Source organism: Pseudomonas sp. RW3S2, assembly GCF_014268955.1.
Classification (GTDB): Bacteria; Pseudomonadota; Gammaproteobacteria; order Pseudomonadales; family Pseudomonadaceae; genus Aquipseudomonas; species Aquipseudomonas wayambapalatensis.
Window position 1 is genome coordinate 53853 of sequence record NZ_JABWRM010000021.1, and the last position, 21280, is coordinate 75132.

The 21280-nt window shown below is 68.5% G+C and carries 2 protein-coding genes; both read left to right on the top strand.

The features are described 5' to 3' along the window. Nucleotides 1-439 precede the first annotated feature (439 nt). Nucleotides 440-15922 (top strand): non-ribosomal peptide synthetase, encoded by a 15483-nt coding sequence (locus tag HU748_RS23300; RefSeq protein ID WP_186722124.1) that lies wholly within the window; start codon nt 440-442, stop codon nt 15920-15922. 10 nt (nt 15923-15932) lie between these two features. Beyond that, nucleotides 15933-21280, top strand: a 5348-nt coding sequence (locus HU748_RS23305; RefSeq protein WP_186722126.1) for a non-ribosomal peptide synthetase, incomplete at its 3' end; no start/stop codon positions are given.

Consider the following 21280-nt stretch of genomic DNA (forward strand, 5'->3'; position numbering starts at 1 on the left):
GCTTCTAAGCGCGCGATATCCCAGGCGCCACCAATCGCGACCTCAGGAGGCCGAGCAGAGGCGTCTGTAGGGCCCTGGCGCGCAGCGCCCTTCGGCGTCCCGCCGAAGTCGCGAGATGTAGACTTGCGCAGCAAGTCGGAGTCCGCGAAGGCCCGGAAGGCGCCGGCGCGAGGGAACCCCGGAGCGCAGCGCAGGGGCCGTATGTGGGAGCAAGCGGTTTTTGCCTACTTTTTTCCAAGAAAAAAAGTAGGTCGCCGTAAAGGCGAAAAGGTGAATCCGCGTCGTCACAGAAATCGGATATTCACCCGCCACGAGCACCCCCATCGCCGCTAAAAGCTCCCCCCACACCCCCCCAAAAACCTAACTTTTTGCAAGATGTATCCGTTTCGTAGGGATAGCCGGGCCCCGCCCGATACCCCACCCGTACGGAAGCAATCTGATGAATGCCGAGAAGTCCCTGCAACTGGCCCGCCGTTTCATTGAACTGCCGCTGGAAAAGCGCCGCGTGTTCCTCGAGACCCTGGCCAAGGAGGGCATCGACTTTTCCCAGTTCCCCATCCCCGCCGGTGTCGAGGCCCCAGACCGCCAGGCGCTGTCCTACGCCCAGCAACGCATGTGGGTGCTCTGGCAAATGGACCCCCAGAGCGGCGCCTACAACCTCCCAGGCGCCGTACGCCTGCTAGGCCAGCTGAACGAAGCCGCCCTGGAGCAGGCCTTCGCCACCGTACTGGCCCGTCACCAAAGCCTGACCACCGTCTTCGAACCCCAGGCCGATGATCGCCTGGAGCAGGTCCACCGCCCGCTCGCGCGCGTGAACATCGAGCGCGTCGACCTGCGCAACCTCGCCGCCGACCAGCGTGAGGCACAGGTCCGTGCCGAAGCCGAGGCCGAGTCGCTACGCCCGTTCGACCTGGCGCAAGGCCCACTGCTGCGGGTGCGCCTGCTGCACCTCGATGCGCAGGAGCACGTACTACTGCTGACCCTGCACCACATCGTTTCCGACGGCTGGTCGATGAATGTGCTGATCGATGAGTTCAGCCGCGCCTATGACGCCTTTGCTGCAGGCCAGGCACCGCAGTTGCCAGCACTGCCCATCCAGTACGTCGACTACGCCCTGTGGCAGCGCCGCTGGCTCGAAGCGGGCGAGATGGAGCGCCAGTTGCAGTACTGGCAGGCCCAGCTGGGCGAGGAGCAGCCGGTGCTGGAGCTGCCGCTGGACCACGCGCGCCCGGCCACTCCCAGCTTCAGCGGCAGCCGCCAGTCATTCCCGCTCGACGCGGCACTGACCGAGCAGGTGCGCGGTTTTGCCCGCCAGCACAACCTGTCGCTGTTCATGGTCCTGCTCGCCAGTTTCGGCATGCTCCTGCAACGCTACACCGGCCAAAGCGACCTGCGCATCGGCAGCCCGGTGGCCAACCGCAACCGCGCCGAGGTCGAGGGGCTGATCGGGCTGTTCGTCAACACCCAGGTGCTGCGCCTGCAGCCACAAGCGCAACAGGACGTGCTGGGTTATCTGCAAGCGGTACGTCAGACCGTGCTGGGCGCCCAGGCGCACCAGGACCTGCCGTTCGAGCGCCTGGTCGAGGCGCTCAAGGTCGAGCGCAGCCTCAGCCACGCACCGCTGTTCCAGGTGATGTACAACCACCAGCCGCAGGTCGCCGACCTGACCACCGTCACCCTGGCGTCCGGCCTGCAACTGGCGCCGCTGCAATGGCGCAGCCGCACCACCCAGTTCGACCTCAGCCTCGACACCTACGAGCAAGGTGGCGTGCTGCACGCGGCCTTCACCTATGCCAGCGACCTGTTCGACGGCGCCACCATCAAGCGCATGGCCCGGCACTGGCAGGCCCTGCTTCGAGGCCTGGTCGAGCAGCCGCAGCAAGCGCTGTGGCAGGTGCCGATGCTCGATGACGCCAGCCTTGCCACCGTGCTCCAGGACTGGAACGCTACGGCCCGTGACTACCCGCTCGAACGCCCGGTGCACCAGCTGTTCGAAGACCAGGCACGCCGCGCGCCGCAGGCCCCGGCCCTGGTGTTTGGCGAGCATGCGCTCAGCTACGCCCAGCTCGACGCCCGCGCCAACCAGTTGGCCCACTACCTGCGCGCCCAGGGCGCCCGGGGCGACAGCCTGGTCGGCATCAGCGTGCAGCGCAACGTCGAAATGGTGGTGGGGCTGCTGGGCATCCTCAAGGCCGGTGCTGCCTATGTGCCGCTGGATCCGGAGTACCCCGCAGAACGCCTGGCCTACATGATCGAGGACAGCGGCATCGACCTGCTGCTGACCCAGCAGGCACTGCTCGACAGCCTGCCGCTGCCCCAGGGTGTGCAGTGCGTGGCGCTCGACCAGTTGCTGCTCGACGAGCAACCCACCAGCGCCCCGTTGGTGGATATCGACCCCGAGCAACTGGCCTACGTCATCTACACCTCCGGCTCCACCGGGCGGCCGAAGGGCGCCGGCAACAGCCACCGGGCCCTGGCCAACCGCCTGCACTGGATGCAGGAGGCCTACGCCATCGGCGCCGACGACACCGTGCTGCAGAAGACCCCCTTCAGTTTCGACGTGTCGGTGTGGGAGTTCTTCTGGCCGCTGATGACTGGCGCGCGCCTGGCGGTGGCCGCGCCGGGTGAACATCGCGATCCGGCACGCTTGATCGAGACCATCCGCCGCTTCCAGGTCAGCACCCTGCATTTCGTGCCGTCGATGCTCCAGGCGTTCATCCACGAGCCGGGTGTCGAAGCGTGCAGTAGCCTGCGGCGTATCGTCTGCAGCGGTGAGGCCCTGCCGGTGGATGCCCAGTTGCAGGTGTTCGCCCGCCTGCCGGGCGCAGCCCTGTACAACCTGTATGGCCCGACCGAGGCGGCCATCGACGTCACCCATTGGACCTGCCGCGACGAAGGCCGGGACAGCGTGCCGATCGGCCTGCCGATCGCCAACCTGCGCACCTATGTGCTCGACGCCGGCCTCGAGCCGGTTGCCACCGGTGTTTCCGGCGAGCTCTACCTGGGCGGTGTCGGCTTGGCCCGGGGCTACCATCGCCGCCCGAGCCTGACCGCCGAGCGCTTCGTCGCCGATCCTTTCGTTTCTGGCCAGCGCCTGTATCGCACCGGCGACCGTGTGCGCCAGCGCCACGATGGCGTGATCGAATACCTCGGCCGCTTCGACCATCAGGTGAAGATTCGCGGCCTGCGCATCGAGCTGGGCGAGATCGAGGCGCGCCTGGCCCAGCATGAGTGGGTACGTGAGGCCGTGGTGCTGGCGCTGGACGGCAAGCAGCTGGTGGCCTACCTGGTACTCAACGAGCAGCCCGATGGCTGGCAGCAGGGCCTCAAGGACTGGCTGTTGCAGGCGCTGCCCGAGTTCATGGTGCCCACCCACCTGATGCCGCTCGACCGCCTGCCGCTGACGCCCAACGGCAAGCTCGACCGCAAGGCGCTGCCACAGCCCGATGCGGCGCCACGCGGCGCCTATGTCGCCGCGCAAACGCCGGTGCAGCAGATTCTGGCGCAGGTCTGGAGCGAGTTGCTCGGGGTCGAACAGGTCGGCCTGGACGACAACTTCTTCGAACTGGGCGGCGACTCGATCATCGCCATCCAGGTGGTCAGCCGCGCCCGACGCCAAGGCTTGCAGTTCAGCCCGCGTGACCTGTTCCAGTTCCAGACCCTGCGCGGCCTGGCTGGCGCTGCCGGGCGTGCGACGCAGGTGCAGGCCGAGCAGGGTGCGGTGCAGGGCCCGGCGCTGCTGACCCCCATCCAGCGCGCCTTCTTCGAGCAGGCGGTGCCTGCACGGGCGCACTGGAACCAGTCGCTGCTGCTGACGCCGCGCCAGACCCTGGACGCTGGTCGCCTGCAGCAGGCGCTGGTGCGCCTGGTCGAGCAACATGACGCCCTGCGCCTGCGCTTCCAGTTGCGCGATGGCCACTGGCAAGCCGAGCACGGTGCGCTGCCCGCCGGGCTGCTGCGCGAAGAGACGGCCGCCGACGCCCAGGCGCTGGCGACGCTCTGCGACGCCACCCAGCGTAGCCTCGACCTGGCCGATGGGCCGCTGCTGCGCGCGGTACTGGTGCAAATGGCCGATGGCAGCCAGCGCTTGCTGCTGGTGATCCACCACCTGGTGGTCGACGGCGTGTCCTGGCGCGTGCTGCTCGAAGACTTGCAGCACGCCTACACGCAGCAGCCGCTGCCCGCCAAGACCAGCGCCTGGCAGGCCTGGGCCGCGCGGCTGCCTGCCCTGGCCGCGCAACAGGCCGGCGAGCTGGACTACTGGCGCGCCCAGCGTGTCGACCACGAGCTGCCGTGCGACATGCCCCAGGGCGCCGCGCTCAACCGCCACGGCCGCACCCTGGAAACGCGCCTGGACGCCGAGCTGACCCGTCAGTTGCTGCAGCTTGCCCCGGCCGCCTACCGCACACAGATCAACGACCTGCTGCTGACGGCGCTGGCCCGGGTGGTCGCGCGCTGGAGCGCGCAGCAGGCGGTGCTGGTGCAACTGGAAGGGCACGGTCGCGAAGAGGTGTTCGAGGATGTCGACCTGTCGCGCACCGTGGGCTGGTTCACCACGCTGTTCCCTGTGCGCCTGAGCGTCAGTGACGATGTGGGCGCCTCGATCAAGGCGGTCAAGGAGCAGTTGCGCGCGGTGCCGGGCAAGGGGCTGGGCTACGGCCTGCTGCGCTACCTGGGCGATGAGGCCCAGCGCCAGGCGCTCGACCAGGCCACGCCTGCGCGTATCACCTTCAACTATCTGGGGCAGTTCGACCAGCAGTTCGATGCCCAGGCACTCTGGGCGCCCGCCACCGAGCGCAGCGGCCAGGCCCAGGACCCCGAGGCCCCCTTGGCCAACTGGCTGACCCTGGAAAGCCAGGTCTATGCCGGCGAGCTGTCGCTGCGCTGGGGCTACAGCGGCCAGATGTACCATGACGCCACTGTCGAAGGCCTGGCCCAGGCCTACAACGACGAGCTGGCACAACTGATCGCCCACTGCCTGCAAACCCCGGCCGGCCAGGCGACGCCGTCCGACTTCCCGCTCGCACGCATCGACCAGGCGCAGCTCGACGCGCTGCCAGTCGCTGCCAGCGCTATCGAAGCTCTCTATCCGCTGTCGCCGATGCAGCAGGGCATGTTCTTCCACGCCCAGTACGAGCCCGGGGCCGGTGCCTACATCAACCAGCTGCGCCTGGATATCCAGGGGCTGGAACCCGCGCGTTTGCGTGAGGCCTGGAGCGAGGCAATGGCGCGCCACGAGATCCTGCGTGCCAGCGTGCATTGGGAGGGCTTGAGCGAGGCGCATCTGTTGGTGCAGCGCCATCTCGACTTGCCGCTGCAGGTACTGGAGGGCGTGCACGACCTCGATGCCCTGGCCGCCGCCGAACGCCTTCGCGGCTTCGATCTGCGCCAGGCGCCGCTGTTCCGCCTGCAACTGGTGGCACTGCAGGGCGGTGGCTGGCACCTGATCTACACCAGCCATCACATCCTCATGGATGGCTGGAGCAATGCCAGCCTGCTGGCCCAGGTGATCCAGACCTACGCCGGGCAACCGGTGGCTGCCGCCAGCGGGCGTTTCAGCGACTACCTGGGCTGGTTGCAGCGCCAGCCTGTCGATGCTGGCGAGCGTTTCTGGAAGGCCGCGCTGGCGCCGTTGCAGGGACCGACCTTGCTGGCCTCGGCGTTGCGGCGGGCGCAAGGGCAGGGCAGTGGCGAGCACCTGCATGTGTTCGACGGCGCCTTCGCCGAGCGCCTTGGCCAGTTCGCCCGCCAGCGCAAAGTGACCCTCAACACCCTGTTCCAGGCGGCCTGGGGCCTGGTACTGCAACGTCACACCGGCCAGGCCTGCGTGGCGTTCGGCGCGACCGTCAGCGGGCGCTCGGCGCCGTTGCCCGGGATCGAGGAGCAACTGGGGCTGTTCATCAACACTCTGCCGGTCCTGTGCAGCGCAGCACCTGGCCAGTCGGTCGGCGAGGCCCTGGAAACCCTGCAGGCGTTCAACCTCGACCTGCGCGAGTTCGAGCACGTGCCGCTGTACAAGGTCCAGGGTTGGGCCGGCCAGCAGGGCGGTGTGCTGTTCGACACCTTGATGGTGTTCGAGAACTTCCCGGTGGCTGAGGCCCTGCGTGATGGCGCGCCAGCCGGGTTGCAGGTGGGCGCGCTGCGCAATCACGAGCGCACCCATTATCCGCTGACCCTCGGCATCGAGCTGGGTGCGCGATTGAGCGTGGAGTTCGCCTACGACCTGGCGCACTTCGATGCTGCGCAGGTCGAGCAGTTGTGCGCCGCTTTCTGCCAGGCGCTCGAGCAGATGCTCGAGCAGCCCTCGGCCGCGCTGGGCAGCCTGCGGCTGCTGGATGACACCACGCAGCAGGCGGTGTTGGCGCACAGCCAGGGCGAAGCGATCGACCTGTCGGCCACGCCGCTGGTGCACCAGCGCATCGCCGCCCAGGCCGCGCGCACCCCCGACGCCCTGGCCGTGTCGTGCGAGGGCCGCTCGCTCAGCCATGGCCAACTCAACCGCCAGGCCAACCGCCTGGCGCACCTGCTCATCGCCCAGGGCATGGGCCCGGGCAAACGTATCGGCCTGGCCCTGCGCCGCAGCCCGCAACTGATCGTCAGCCTGCTGGCGGTGCTCAAGAGTGGCGCAGCCTATGTGCCGCTTGACCCGGCCTACCCGGATGAGCGCCTGCGCTACATGATCGAAGACAGCCAGCTCGACTTGCTGCTGTGCGACGACGGCCTGTTGCAGGGCCTGAGCCTGCCACCCCAGGTGCCGCGCCTGGTGACCGGCGAGCTGGCGCTGGACGCGCAGCCCGAGCATGACCCGCTCGTGCAGCCTCACGCCCAGGACCTGGCATACGTGATCTACACCTCCGGCTCCACCGGCCGGCCCAAGGGCGTCGCCATCAGCCATGCCGCCCTGCGCGAGTTCTGCCAGAGCGGTGCGCAGTATTCGCACCTGAGCGCCAACGACCGCGTGCTGCAGTTCGCCACGTTCAGCTTCGACGGCTTCGTCGAGCAGTGCTATCCGCCGCTGGCACTGGGGGCGGCGCTGGTGATGCGGGGCGAGTCGCTGTGGGATGTGCAGCAGTTGGCCGAGCACATCGTGCAGCACGAGGTCACCTTGGCCGACCTACCAGCGGCCTACTGGTACCTGCTGGCCAAAGAGTGCGCCGCGCAGCCGGGCCGTGGCCTGGGCGCACTGCGCCAGGTGCACGTCGGCGGCGAGGCGATGTCGGTGGAAGGGCTGCGCCTGTGGCACGCAGCAGGCCTGGGTGAGGTCGCGCTGATCAACACCTATGGTCCGACCGAGGCCACCGTGGTCTCAAGCGTGCATGCCTGCCGCCTGGGCGATGCCAGCGACAGCCACGGCGTGCCGATTGGCCGGGCCATTGCTGGCCGTGCCCTCTATGTGCTCGACGGCGCTGGCGAGCTGTTGCCGGCCGGCGCGGTCGGTGAGTTGTGCATCGCCGCCCCGGCCTGTCTGGCCCAGCAGTATTACCAGCGTCCGGGCCTCACGGCCGAACGCTTCCTGCCCGACCCGTTCGCCCGCGAGCCGGGCGCACGGCTTTATCGCAGTGGCGACCTGGCCTGCTACAACGCCGAAGGGGTGCTGGAGTATGTCGGGCGCATCGATCACCAGGTGAAGATTCGCGGCATGCGCATCGAAATGGGCGAGATCGAAGCCTGCCTGCAGGCCCAGCCGGGAGTGCGCGCCGCCGCGCTGATCGCCCAACCGACCGGCCAGGGTGCGCAGTTGGTGGCCTTCGTCGTGCCGGTTGCCAGCGAGGCAGTGCAGGGCGATGCGCGCACGGCCTTCGTCGCCGCGCTGCGCGACGCGTTGCGCCAGTCGCTGCCGGAGTTCATGGTGCCGGCGCACCTCGTCGTGCTGGACCAGTTGCCGCTGAACAACAACGGCAAGCTCGACCGCGCAGCCTTGCCGCTGCCCGAGGCGGACGCTACCCGCGCGGCCTACATCGCCCCGCGCAATGCCTTGCAGGCGGCGCTGGCGGACATCTGGGCCCAGGTGCTGGACGTGCCGCAGATCGGCCTGGCCGATCACTTCTTCGAGCGTGGCGGGCATTCGCTGCTGGCCATGCAGGTGGTGGTGCGCATCCGCCAGCAGTTGCAGCGCGAGGTGCCGGTGCGGGTGCTGTTCCAGGCGCCGGTGCTTGAGGCGTTCGCCGAGGCCTGCCAGGCCCAGGCCGCTGAGGCGGGGCCTGCGTTGGTCAGTGTGGGCCATGACCAACCGCTGGCATTGTCCTATGCCCAGGAGCGCCAGTGGTTCCTGTGGCAACTGGAGCCGCACAGTGCGTCCTATCACATTCCGGCAGCGCTGCGTCTGCGCGGCGCGCTGGATTGCGACGCCCTGGCGCGCAGCGTGCAGGACCTGGTGGATCGCCATGCCTCGCTGCGCACCGCGTTCGTCGAAGAGGACGGCGAGGTCCGCCAGGTCATCGCCCCGGCGCTGACCTTCGCGATCGACTACCAGGCCATGGAGGGGCAGGCCGACGAGGCGGCCATCCGCCGCGAAGTGCAGCGCGAGATTCGCCGCCCGTTCGACCTGTTCCAGGCGCCGTTGCTGCGGGTTCGCGTGCTGGAGCTGGGCGAACAGGACCATGTGTTGGTGATGACCCAGCACCACATCGTCTCCGACGGCTGGTCGATGCAACTGCTGGTCGAACAGTGGCAGGCGCGCTACCTCGCCCATTGCCGTGGCGAGGCCGCGGCACTCGAGCCCCTGGCCTTGCAGTACGCCGACTTCGCCCAGTGGCAACGCCAATGGCTGGAGGCGGGCGAGGGCGCCCGGCAACTGGCCTACTGGCGTGAACAACTGGGCGACGAGCAGCCCGTGCTGGAACTGCCGTTCGACCGCCCGCGACCTGCCGAGCAGAGCCAGCGCGGTGCGCGCCTGGACCTGAGCCTGGCCGAGCCGCTGGTGGCAGCGCTGCGCGAGCAGGCCAGCGCCCAGGGCGTGACCCTGTTCGTCTACCTGTTGGCCTCGTTCCAGGCCTTGCTGCACCGCTACAGCGGCCAGTCCGATATCCGCGTCGGCGTACCGGTGGCCAACCGCACCCGGGCCGAGACCGAGTCGATGGTCGGCTTCTTCGTCAACACCCAGGTGCTGCGCGCCCAGGTCGATGGCGCGGCCGGTTTCGATCAACTGCTGCAACAGGTACGCCAGGCCGTACTCGGCGCCCAGGCCCACCAGGACCTACCGTTCGAGCAACTGGTCGACGCCCTGCAGCCCCAGCGCAGCCTGAGCTACAGCCCGCTGTTCCAGGTCATGCACAACCACCAGGTGACGCCTGCCACCGCAACCTCCCTGCAAGGCCTGGCGCTCGAGCCGCTGAGCTGGGACAGCGGCACCGCGCAGTTCGACCTGAGCCTGGACACCACTGAGGTCGAGGCGCGCATCGAAGTGTCGCTGACCTACGCCACCGACCTGTTCGACCACGCCACCATCGAGCGTCTGGCCGACCATTGGCAGCACCTGCTGCAGGCCGTGGTGCACGACCCGCTGTGCCCATTGGCGCGCTTGCCGCTGCTGGCCGCCGACGAACAGCAGCGCATGCTTCAGACCTGGAACTCGGCAGCGCTGCCGCCTGCGACCCACGCCAGCCTGCACGGTCTGATCCAGGCCCGCGCCGCGCAGGCCCCCGAGGCCCTGGCGCTGATCTGCGGTGAGCGCGAGCTGAGCTATCACGAGCTCGACACGCAGGCCAACCGCCTGGCCCATCGCCTGCGTGCCCTGGGTGTCGGCCCGGAAGTGCGGGTCGGCGTGGCCTTGCCGCGCAGCGCCGAGCTGGTGGTAGCCCTGCTGGCGGTGCTCAAGGCCGGTGGCGCCTATGTGCCGCTGGACCTGGCCTACCCGCGCGAGCGCCTGGCGCACATGCTCGGCGACAGCCAGGCGCACCTGCTGCTGACTCAGGCCGACCAGGCCGCACAGTTGGCGTCGGTGATCAGCGAAGGCCAGTCGCTGCTGTTGCTCGACGACGACCCGCAGTTGGCGCTGCAACCCACCCATGCGCCGGTCCAGCATGACGATGCCGAGCACCTGGCGTACGTGATCTACACCTCCGGCTCCACCGGCCTGCCCAAGGGCGTGGCGATCACCCATGGCAATGCCGTGGCGCTGGTGCGATGGGCCCAGGGGCTGTACAGCCAGGACGATCTGCAAGGCGTGCTGGCGAGCACCTCGATCTGCTTCGACCTGTCGGTCTGGGAGCTGTTCGTGACCCTGGCCGGCGGCGGCCATTTCATTCTCGCCGACAACGCCCTGGCGCTGCCGGAACTGCCTGCGCGCGAGCGCGTGACCCTTATCAACACAGTGCCCTCGGCGATCGCCGCGCTGCTGCAGGCCGGGGCGATTCCGCCCAGTGTGCGCACCATCAACCTGGCGGGCGAGCCGCTGAAGCAGTCGCTGGTCGATGCGCTGTATGCGCTGCCGGGCGTCGAACGCGTGCACGACCTCTACGGGCCGTCCGAAGACACCACCTATTCGACCTGCGTGCTGCGCCAGGCCAACGGCCGGGCCAGCATTGGCCGGCCGCTGCCGGGCACCTGCGCCTATGTGCTGGATGGCCACCTGCAGCCGCAGCCGGTGGGTGTGGCGGGCGAGCTGTACCTGGCCGGCGAGGGCCTGGCGCGCGGTTACCTGCGCCGGCCTGGGCTGAGTGCCGAACGCTTCGTCGCCGACCCGTTCACCGGTGAAGGCGGGCGCATGTACCGCACTGGCGACCTGGTGCGTTACCGCGAAGACGCGTCGATCGAATACCTGGGGCGTATCGACCATCAGGTCAAGGTGCGTGGTTTCCGTATCGAGCTGGGTGAGATCGAGGCACGCCTGCTGGCGCACCCCGAGGTGCGTGAGGTGGCGGTGGTCGCCCGTCAGGGCGAACTGGGGACGCAACTGGTGGGCTATGTCGCTGCTGCGGCATTGCTCGATGATGCCGAGCCGCTCAAGGCCTGGCTCAAGCAGACCCTGCCGGACTACATGGTGCCGACCCACTGGCTGTTCCTCGAACGCCTGCCGCTGACCCCCAACGGCAAGCTCGACCGCAAGGCACTGCCAGCGCCGCAGGCCAGTGCTCCGGCACGCCAGGTGGCACCGCGCAGCGTGCTGGAAAAACGCCTGGTGACGATCTGGGAGGAGGTGCTGAAGGTTTCGCCGATTGGCGTGACCGACAACTTCTTCGAGCTGGGCGGCGACTCGATCATCTCGATCCAGGTGGTCAGCCGGGCGCGTCAGGCGGGCATTCGCTTCACACCCAAGGCGCTGTTCCAGCACCAGACCGTTCAAGGGCTTGCGACCGTTGCCCAGGAAGGCGAGGGTGCGCAACTGATCGAGCAGGGCCCGCTCAGTGGCGAGATGCCGCTGCTGCCGATCCAGCAGGCGTTCTTCGATACCGACATCCCCGAGCGTCACCACTGGAACCAGTCGGTGCTGCTCAAGCCTGCCCAGCCGCTGCACGCGGGTTACCTGGAGCAGGCGTTGCAGGCGCTGGTCGCGCACCACGATGCGCTGCGCCTGAGCTTCACTGAAGGCGAGGCCGGCTGGCAGGCGCAGTATCGCCCGCTCGGCGAGCAGCCAACCGAGCTGCTGTGGCAGCGCACCCTGAACACTGCCGACGAACTGGAAGCCCTGGCCGAATCGGCCCAGCGCAGCCTGTCGCTGGGCGATGGCCCGCTGCTGCGCGCCGTGCTGGCCGACCTGTCAGACGGCAGCCAGCGCCTGCTGCTGGTGATCCATCACCTGGCGGTGGACGGCGTATCGTGGCGCATCCTGTTCGAAGACCTGCAACTGGCCTTCGAGCAACTGAGCAGCGGCAAGCCTCTGGCCCTGCCGGGCAAGACCAGCTCGCAGCGCGACTGGGCCGAGCAATTGCGTCGTTACGCCGTCGAGCACAGCGCTGAGCTCGGCTACTGGCAGCAACGCCTGCAGGGTGCCGCCGAGTTGCCGTGCGCCGCACCAACGGCGGTGCTGGACAACGCCCATGCGGCGATGGTCCATACGCGCCTGGACAAAACCACCACCCAGCGCCTGTTGCAGGAAGCGCCCGCCGCCTATCGCACCCAGGTCAACGACCTGCTGCTGACCGCCCTGGCCCGTACCCTGTGCCGCTGGAGCGGGCAGGGCAGCGTGCTGGTGGAGCTCGAAGGCCATGGCCGCGAAGAGCTCGCCGAGCACCTCGACCTGACCCGCACCGTGGGCTGGTTCACCAGCGTGTTCCCGGTGTGCCTGACCCCGGCCGAAGCGCTGGGCGACTCGCTCAAGCAGATCAAGGAGCAGTTGCGTGGGGTGCCCAGCAAAGGGCTGGGCTTCGGCGCCTTGCGCCGCTTCGCTGACGCCTCGACCCGTGAAGCGTTGCAGGCCTTGCCGGTGGCACGGGTGACCTTCAACTACCTGGGCCAGTTCGATGGCAGCTTCCAGGCCGACGACGGCGCGCTGTTCAGCCCGAGCGGCGAGGCCAGCGGTGCCGAGCAGAGCGCGCAGGCGCCGCTGGCCAACTGGCTGGGCATCAACGGCCAGGTGTACGACGGCGAACTGGACCTGAGCTGGACCTACAGCACGCAGATGTTCGACCACGCCACCCTGCAGGCCCTGGCCAGCGATTTCGCCGAGCAGTTGCAGGCTCTGGTCGAGCATTGCTGCCAGCCCGGACAAGCGGGCGTGACGCCCTCGGACTTCCCGCTCTACCCGCTGGCCCAGGCGCAACTGGATGCGCTGCCGGTCGCCGCGCGGCAGATCGAAGACATCGTGCCGTTGTCGCCGATGCAGCAGGGCATGCTGTTCCACAGCCTGTACCAGCAGGACGCCAGCGACTACGTGAACCAGATGCGGGTGGACATCGACGGCCTGGACCCTGCGCGTTTCCGCGAGGCCTGGCAGCAGGCGCTGGACGCCCACGACAGCCTGCGCAGCGTGTTCCTCTGGCAGGGCGATGTGGAGCGTCCGCTGCAGCTTGTGCACAAGCAGGTCGAGGTGCCGTTCCGCGTGCTTGATGTGCGCGGCGACCAGGACCCGCCCGCCGCCCTCGACCGCCTGGCGGCCGAGGAACAGGCCCAGGGCTTCGACCTGGCCCGTGCGCCGCTGCTGCGCCTGGTGCTGGTGCGTACGGCTGATGACCGTCATCACCTGATCTACACCCACCACCACATCCTGCTCGACGGCTGGAGCAATTCGCAGCTGCTGGGCGAGGTGCTGCAGCGCTACGCCGCGCGCCGCGAGGTCGGCCATGTTGGCCGCTACCGCGATTACCTGGCCTGGCTGCAGGCCCAGGATACCGGGTTGAGCGAGCGTTTCTGGACCGAGCAACTGAGTGTGCTCGAGGCCCCGACCCGGCTGGCCCAGGCCTTCGTGCGCAGCGAACCTGTGGCGCAAGCGCCGTTTGGTGACCACTACCAGCAGTTCGATGCCGCGTTCACCCAGCGCCTGGGCGAGTTGGCGCGCCGTCACAAGGTGACCGTCAACACCCTGCTGCAGGGCGCCTGGCTGATCCTCCTGCAGCGCTACACCGGTCAGCAGGCGCTGTGTTTCGGCGCCACCGTCTCGGGGCGTCCGGCGGACATCGTCGGTATCGAGCGCCAGGTCGGGCTGTTCATCAACACCCTGCCGGTGGCGGCGCAGGTGCGTGCCGAGCAGGCGCTGGGCGAGTGGCTCGGTGAGCTGCAGCAGCACAACCTGGCCCTGCGCGAGCACGAGCACACCGCGCTGTACGATATCCAGCGCTGGGCCGGGCAGGGCGGCGAGGCGCTGTTCGACACCCTGGTGGTGTTCGAGAACTACCCGGTGGCCGAGGCCCTGCGCCAGGCCGAGGTGCCCGCCCTGGGCTTCGGCGCCATCGACAGCCACGAGCGCACCAACTACCCGCTGACCCTGGCCATCGCCCTGGAGCAGACCCTGCAGGTGCACTACAGCTACCTGCGCGAAGCGTTCGACGATGCGCGCATCGTGCAGATCGCCGGGCACCTGCGCCAGGTCCTCGAGCAACTGCTCGAGGCGGCGCCGGGCCAGGCCATTGGTGCGCTGGAGCTGATCACCGGGCAGGAGCGTGCGCAACTGGTGGAGCAGTGGAACCACGTCGATGCACGCTTCGATTCGCCACGTGCAGTGCACCAGCTGTTCGAGGCCCAGGCGCAGCGCACGCCGGAGGCGGTGGCGGTGTTGTTCGGCGAGCAGCAACTGAGTTATGCCGAGCTCGACCAGCAGGCCAACCGCCTGGCACACGGGTTGATCGAGGCAGGGCTGGGCGCCGAGGCGCTGGTGGGTGTGGCGCTGGAGCGTGGCCCGCAGATGCTGGTCGCGTTGCTGGCGGTGCTCAAGGCTGGCGCAGCCTATGTGCCGCTCGACCCGGAGTACCCCGGAGAGCGCCTGGCCTACCTCATGCGGGACTCGCGCATGGCGCTGTTGCTCACCCATTCGCAGTTGCTGGCGCGCCTGCCCGCGGCGCAAGCCGTGGCGACCTTGTGCATCGACCAGTTGGCCAGCGCCGCATTGCCGAGCAGCGCGCCGCAGCGCCCGGTGCACGCCGAGGGCCTGGCCTACGTGATCTACACCTCCGGCTCAACCGGCCAGCCCAAGGGCGTCGCCGTGGCCCATGGCCCGCTGGCCATGCACTGCCTGGCGATCGGTGAGCGCTACGCCATGAGCGCGCGTGACTGCGAGCTGCACTTCATGTCGTTCGCCTTCGACGGTGCCCATGAACGCTGGCTGACCTGCCTGTTGCACGGCGGCCGCCTGCTGATTCGCGACCCGCAGCTGTGGACCGCCGAGCAGGCCTGTGCGGCCATGCACCGGCATGGCGTTACCGTTGCCGCGTTCCCGCCGGTGTACCTGCAGCAGTTGGCCGAGCACGTGCGCGAGCACGGCAACCCGCCGCCGGTGCGCATCTACTGCTTCGGTGGCGACGCGGTGCCGGAAGCCTCGTTCGAACTGGTCAAGGCCGTGCTTGCGCCTGAGCACATCATCAATGGCTATGGCCCGACCGAAACCGTGGTCACCCCGCTGATCTGGAAAGCCGACCGCGCCGAACGTTGCCAGGCGGCCTATGCGCCGATCGGCAGCCGCATCGGCAATCGCAGTGCCTATGTGCTCGACGACTCGGCGGCGCTGCTGCCCCAGGGCGTCGCGGGCGAGCTGTACCTCGGCGGCACGGGGGTGGCGCGCGGCTACCTGCACCGCGCCGCGCTCACGGCCGAGCGCTTCGTGCCGGACCCTTACGGTGTGCCGGGCGCGCGCCTGTACCGCAGTGGCGACCTGGTGCGCCAGCGCGCCGACGGTGTGGTCGACTACCTGGGACGGGTTGATCACCAGGTCAAGATCCGCGGCTTCCGCATCGAACTGGGTGAGATCGAGGCGCGCCTGCAGGCTCAGGACGGCGTGCGTGAAGCCGTGGTGCTGGCCCGTCCCGGCGTCGGTGGCCCGCAGCTGGTGGGCTACGTGCTGGCCAGCGCGCAGGGCCTGGCGCTCGGCGAGGCTAAATTGCGCGAGCAGCTCAACGTTCGTCTTAAGGAGACACTGCCGGGTTACATGGTCCCCACCTATCTGGTCTTCCTCGACGCACTGCCCCTGACACCCAACGGCAAGCTGGACCGCAAGGCCCTGCCGGCCCCGGATGCCAGCCTGATGCAACGCGACTACCGCGCGCCGCAAGGCGAGCTGGAACGCGCCATCGCCGATATCTGGGCTGCGGTGCTGAAGGTCGACCGCTTAGGGCGTGACGACAACTTCTTCGAACTGGGCGGGCATTCGCTGCTGGCGACACAAGCCACGGCAGCCGCACAGGCGCAACTGCAGGTACAGGTGCCACTGGAACTGATCTTCCAGGCCGACGACCTGCAGGGCTATGCGCAAGCGCTGGAAGGGTTGCGGACCACCGATCTCGAGCAGGATCTGAGCGATATGCATGACTTCCTCACCGAGTTGGAGACGAACTGAGATGGCTGTAATGGATAACATCGCGCTGGTTCAGCGATTCATCAGGTTGCCGCTGTCACAGCGCAGGGCCTTCCTGGAAAAGCTGGCCGGCAAGGGCCTGACCCTGGGGCAGTTGCCGATCCCGGCGGCCCGTGAAGGCCTCGATGTTATCCCGCTGTCCTACGCCCAGCAGCGCCAGTGGTTCCTCTGGCAACTGGAGCCGCACAGCAGTGCCTACCACATCCCCAGTGCCCTGCGCCTGAAAGGCACGCTGGATGTGCCAGCTCTTGCGCGCAGCTTCCAATGGTTGCTGGGGCGGCACGAGTCGTTGCGTACGCGCTTCGTCGAGACGGCCGAGGGCGTGCGCCAGGTGATCGAGCCTGCTGCGTCGGCCTTCGAGCTGCCGCTGCAGCACCTGCCGGCCGATGCCAGCGCCGATACCGAGCAGGCCGTGCGCGACTTCGTCGAAGCCCGTACCCAGGCGCTGTTCGACCTGCAGCAGGGCCCGCTGCTGCGGGTCGACCTGCTGCGTCTGGCCGATGACGACCATGTGCTGGTGATGACCCAGCACCACATCGTCTCCGACGGCTGGTCGATGCAGGTGCTGGTCGAGGAACTGGTACACGCCTATGCGGCCTTCAGCAGTGGCGGTGAACCTGCGCTGGCGACGGCATCGATCCAGTACGCCGACTACGCGATCTGGCAGCAGGCCTGGATGGAGGCAGGGGAGAGCGAGCGCCAGCTGGGCTACTGGACCGCGCGTCTGGGCGGTGAGCAGCCGGTGCTGGAGTTGCCGCTCGATCACCCGCGCCCGCAGCAGCCCAGCCATCGCGGCGAACGCCTGGCGGTGGCGCTGCCGGTCGAGTTGCAGCGAGCCCTGCGCAGCCTTGCCCAGTCGCAGGGGATGACGCCGTTCATGCTCCTGCTGGCCAGCTTCCAGTTGCTGTTGCACCGCTACAGCGGCCAGCGCGAGATCCGCGTCGGTGTGCCGGTGGCCAACCGTCAGCACCCCGACACCAAGGCGCTGATCGGCTTCTTCATCAACACCCAGGTGCTGGATGTCAGCATCGACCCGCAGAATTCCTTCCGTGAGCTGCTGCAGCAGGTGCGTGCGGCGGTGCTCGGCGCCCAGGCCCACCAGGCGCTGCCGTTCGAGCAACTGGTCGAAGCCCTGGCGCCGGAACGCAGTGCCGGGGTCAACCCACTGTTCCAGGTCATGCACAACCACCTCGGTGGCGATGGCGCCTCGGCGCTGCGCCTGCCGGGCTTGCACATCGAGGGGCTGGACGTACGCACGGTCACCGCGCAGTTCGACCTGACCCTGGACACCGCCGAGGCTGGCGAGCAGCTGTCGGCAGCCTTCACCTACGCCACCGACCTGTTCGAGCGGGCCACTGTCGAGCGCATGGCGCGGCACTGGCTGCAACTGCTCGGGCAGATGGTTGCAGCGCCGGATACGCCCCTGGTGCAGGTGCCGTTGCTCGATGCACAGGAGCGCGCGGACATCATCGCCGAGTGGAATCCACGGCCGGCCAAGTATCCCGTGCAGCAGTGCATTCACCAGCGCATCGAGGAGCAGGCGCGCCTGCGCCCCGAGGCCATCGCGGTCACACTGGATGACCGCCAGCTCAGCTACGGCCAGCTCGAAGCCCAGGCCAACCACCTGGCCCACCGCCTGCTGGCGCAGGGTGTCGGCCCTGAGGTACGGGTCGGCCTGGTGGTCGAGCGCAGCCTGGAAATGATCGTGGCCATTCTGGCCACGCTCAAGGCAGGTGCTGCCTATGTGCCCATGGACCCCAGCGCGCCAGCCCAGCGCCTGGCCTACATGATGGACGACAGCGGCATCGCCCTGCTGCTGGTGCAGCCGCACCTGGCGGCAGGTGTGCAGGGGGCCGAGGGCGTGCTCCAGCTGATGCTGGAGCCGCTGTCGCCACAGCCGCTTGCCGACCCCGGCGCGCCGCAACTGGCTTGCGACCCGCGCCAGCTCGCCTATGTCATCTACACCTCCGGTTCCACCGGCCAGCCCAAGGGCGTGCTGCTGCCCCACGACAACGTCATGCGCCTGTTCGCTGCCACCGAGCGCTGGTTCGACTTCGCTGCCGACGATGTCTGGAGCTTGTTCCACTCCTACGCCTTCGACTTCTCGGTGTGGGAGATCTTCGGCGCCCTGATGCATGGCGGGCGACTGGTGATCGTGCCGCACGAGACCTGCCGCAGCACCGAGGATTTCCATGCGCTGCTGCACCGCGAGGGCGTCACGGTACTGAACCAGACCCCTTCGGCGTTCAAGCAACTGATGCGGGTGGCCTGCACCCGTGACGCCGCCGAGCTGGGTGCCCTGCGCCAGGTGATCTTTGGTGGCGAGGCCCTGGAAGTGCAGGCGCTGCGCCCGTGGTACGAGCATTTCGCTGCGCAGGGGCCGCGCCTGGTGAACATGTACGGCATCACCGAAACCACCGTTCATGTCACCTACCGTCCGCTGAGCCCGAATGATCTCGAAGGGGCGGCCAGCAGCCCGATCGGCGAGCCGATCGACGACCTGTCCTGGTACCTGCTCGACGGCCAGCTGGAGCCGGTCGCGCCGGGATGCATCGGCGAACTGTATGTCGGCGGTGCCGGCCTTGCGCGCGGCTATCATCGCCGCAGCGACCTCAGCGCCCAGCGCTTCGTGCCCGACCTGTTCGGCAATGGTGGGCGCCTGTACCGCACCGGTGACCTGGCGCGCTATCGCAACGACGGGGTGATCGAATACGTCGGGCGTATCGACCAGCAGGTGAAGATCCGTGGTTTCCGTATCGAGCTGGGCGAGATCGAAGCCCGCTTGCTGCAACTGCCGGGCGTGCGCGAGGCGGTGGTGCTCGCTCGCGACGGCAGTGCCGGTACGCAGTTGGTGGCCTATGTGGTGGCGCAGCAGGGCAGCGGCGAGGTGTCGGCGCTGGTCGAGCGCCTGCGCAGCGGCCTCAAGGCCGACTTGCCGGAGTACATGCTGCCAGCGCATATCCTGTGCCTGGACAGCCTGCCGCTGACCCTCAACGGCAAGCTCGACCGCGCGGCGCTGCCGGCCCCGACCCTGCGCCAGGAGGATTACCAGGAGCCGCGCACGGCGCTGGAGCAGCAAGTGGCGCAAATCTGGCAGCAGGTGCTGGAGGTCGAGCGGGTCGGTCTGCAGGACGATTTCTTTGCCCTGGGCGGGCATTCGCTGCTGGCCACCCAGGTGGTGTCGCGCCTGCGTCACGGCCTGGGCCTGCAGGTGGCATTGCGCACCTTGTTCGAGCAGACCACCCTGCAGGCGTTCGTCGCCAGCCTCACGCCAAGCGCAGGCACCGCACAGCCTGCGCTGCTGCCGACAGTGCGTGGCGAGCTGGCGCCGCTGTCCTACGCCCAGGAACGCCAGTGGTTCCTCTGGCAACTCGACCCGAGCAGCAGCGCCTACAACATCCCCAGCGCCTTGCGCCTGCGCGGCGCGCTGAATGTGGCCGCTTTGCAGCGCAGCTTCGACAGCCTGCTGGCGCGTCACGAGTCGCTGCGTACCACGTTCGTCCAGGCGCCCGAGGGTGCTCAGCAGCGCATCCACGCCGCCGCACCGCTGGCGCTGCCGATCGAAACGGTCGCCGAGGCCGAATTGGCCGCACGGGTGCAGGCCGAGGTGGCGCAGGTGTTCGACCTGGAGCACGGGCCGCTGTTGCGTGCGCGCCTGCTGCGTGTGGCGCAGGACGACCATGTGCTGGTCGTCACCCAGCATCACAGCGTCTCCGATGGTTGGTCGATGCAGGTACTGGTCGAGGAACTGGTGCGATGCTATGCGGCCTTCAGCCAGGGCGAAGCGCCCACGCTGCCGGTGCTGCCGCTGCAATACGCAGACTATGCGATCTGGCAGCGGCAGTGGATGCAGGCCGGCGAGCGCGAGCGTCAGCTCGGCTACTGGACCGAACGCCTTGCCGGCGAGCAGTTCCTGCAACTGCCCACCGATCACCCACGCCCGGCCGAACAGTCGTTCCGTGGCGCGCAGCTTGCGCTGGCGCTGCCGGACAACCTGGCCCTGGGCCTGCAACAGCGGGCGCGTGAGCTGCGGGTGACGCCGTTCATGCTGCTGCTGGCCACCTTCCAGGTGCTGCTGCACCGCTACAGCGGCCAGGGTGATATCCGCGTCGGCGTGCCGGTGGCCAACCGCAACCGCCTGGAGACCGAGCGCCTGATCGGCTTCTTCGTCAACACCCAGGTACTGCGCGCCGAGGTCGAGCCAGGCATGGCCTTTACCCACCTGCTCGAGCAGGTCCGCCACAGCGCCCTGGAAGCCCAGGCCCACCAGGACCTGCCGTTCGAGCAACTGGTCGAGGCCCTGCACCCTGAGCGCAGCCTGAGCCATAGCCCGCTGTTCCAGGTGATGTTCAACCACCAGGGCGAGCGCGCCGCCGAGGCGTCCATGGCCCAGGTGCCGGGCCTGCAGGTCGAGGCGCTGGCGTGGGACAGCCACACCGCGCAGTTCGACCTGACCCTCAATACCTTCGAGTCGGGTACGGCCTGGTCGGCGATCTGGACCTACGCCACCGACCTGTTCCTGCCAGCGACCATCGAGCGCCTGTCGCAGCACTGGCTGAACCTGTTGCAGGCGATCGTCGCAGCGCCGGAGCAGCGCGTCGGTGAGCTGGCGATGCTCGAGGGCAGCGAGCGCGAGCGCATAGAACGTCAGTGGAACGCCAACGGCCTGGACTTCGACCGCAGCCAGTGCATCCACCGCCTGATCCAAGCCCAAGTACGTCGCACACCGCAGGCGTTGGCGGCGATCTGGGGCGATGAGCAACTGGACTACGCCACCCTCAACGCCCGCGCCAACCGCCTGGCCCGCCACCTGGTGAGCCTGGGTGTTGGCGCCGAAGTGCGAGTCGGTGTGGCCTTGCCGCGCAGCATGTCGATGCTGGTGGCGCTGCTGGCAGTGCTCAAGGCCGGTGGCGCCTACGTGCCGCTGGACCCGGACTATCCGGCCGAGCGCGTCAGCTACATGCTCGACGACAGCGCTGCCCGTGTGCTGATCAGCGAACGCGCGGTGCTCGATGCACTGGCGGTGGACGGTGCCTTCGCAACCGTGCTGCTTGATGAGCTAACGCTGGACGGCGACGACAGTGACCTGCCAGCCCGTGCCGTGCCCGATAACCTGGCCTATGTGATCTATACCTCCGGCTCCACCGGTCGCCCGAAAGGCGTGGCCATTGCTCACCGCAACGTCGCCGCGCTGGTGGCCTGGTCGCAGCAGGTATACAGCCAGGCGGACATTCAGGGCGTGCTGGCCAGCACCTCGATCTGTTTCGACCTGTCGGTGTGGGAGCTGTTCGTGACCCTGGCCGGTGGCGGTTTCATCGTGGGGGCGCGCAACGCCCTGGA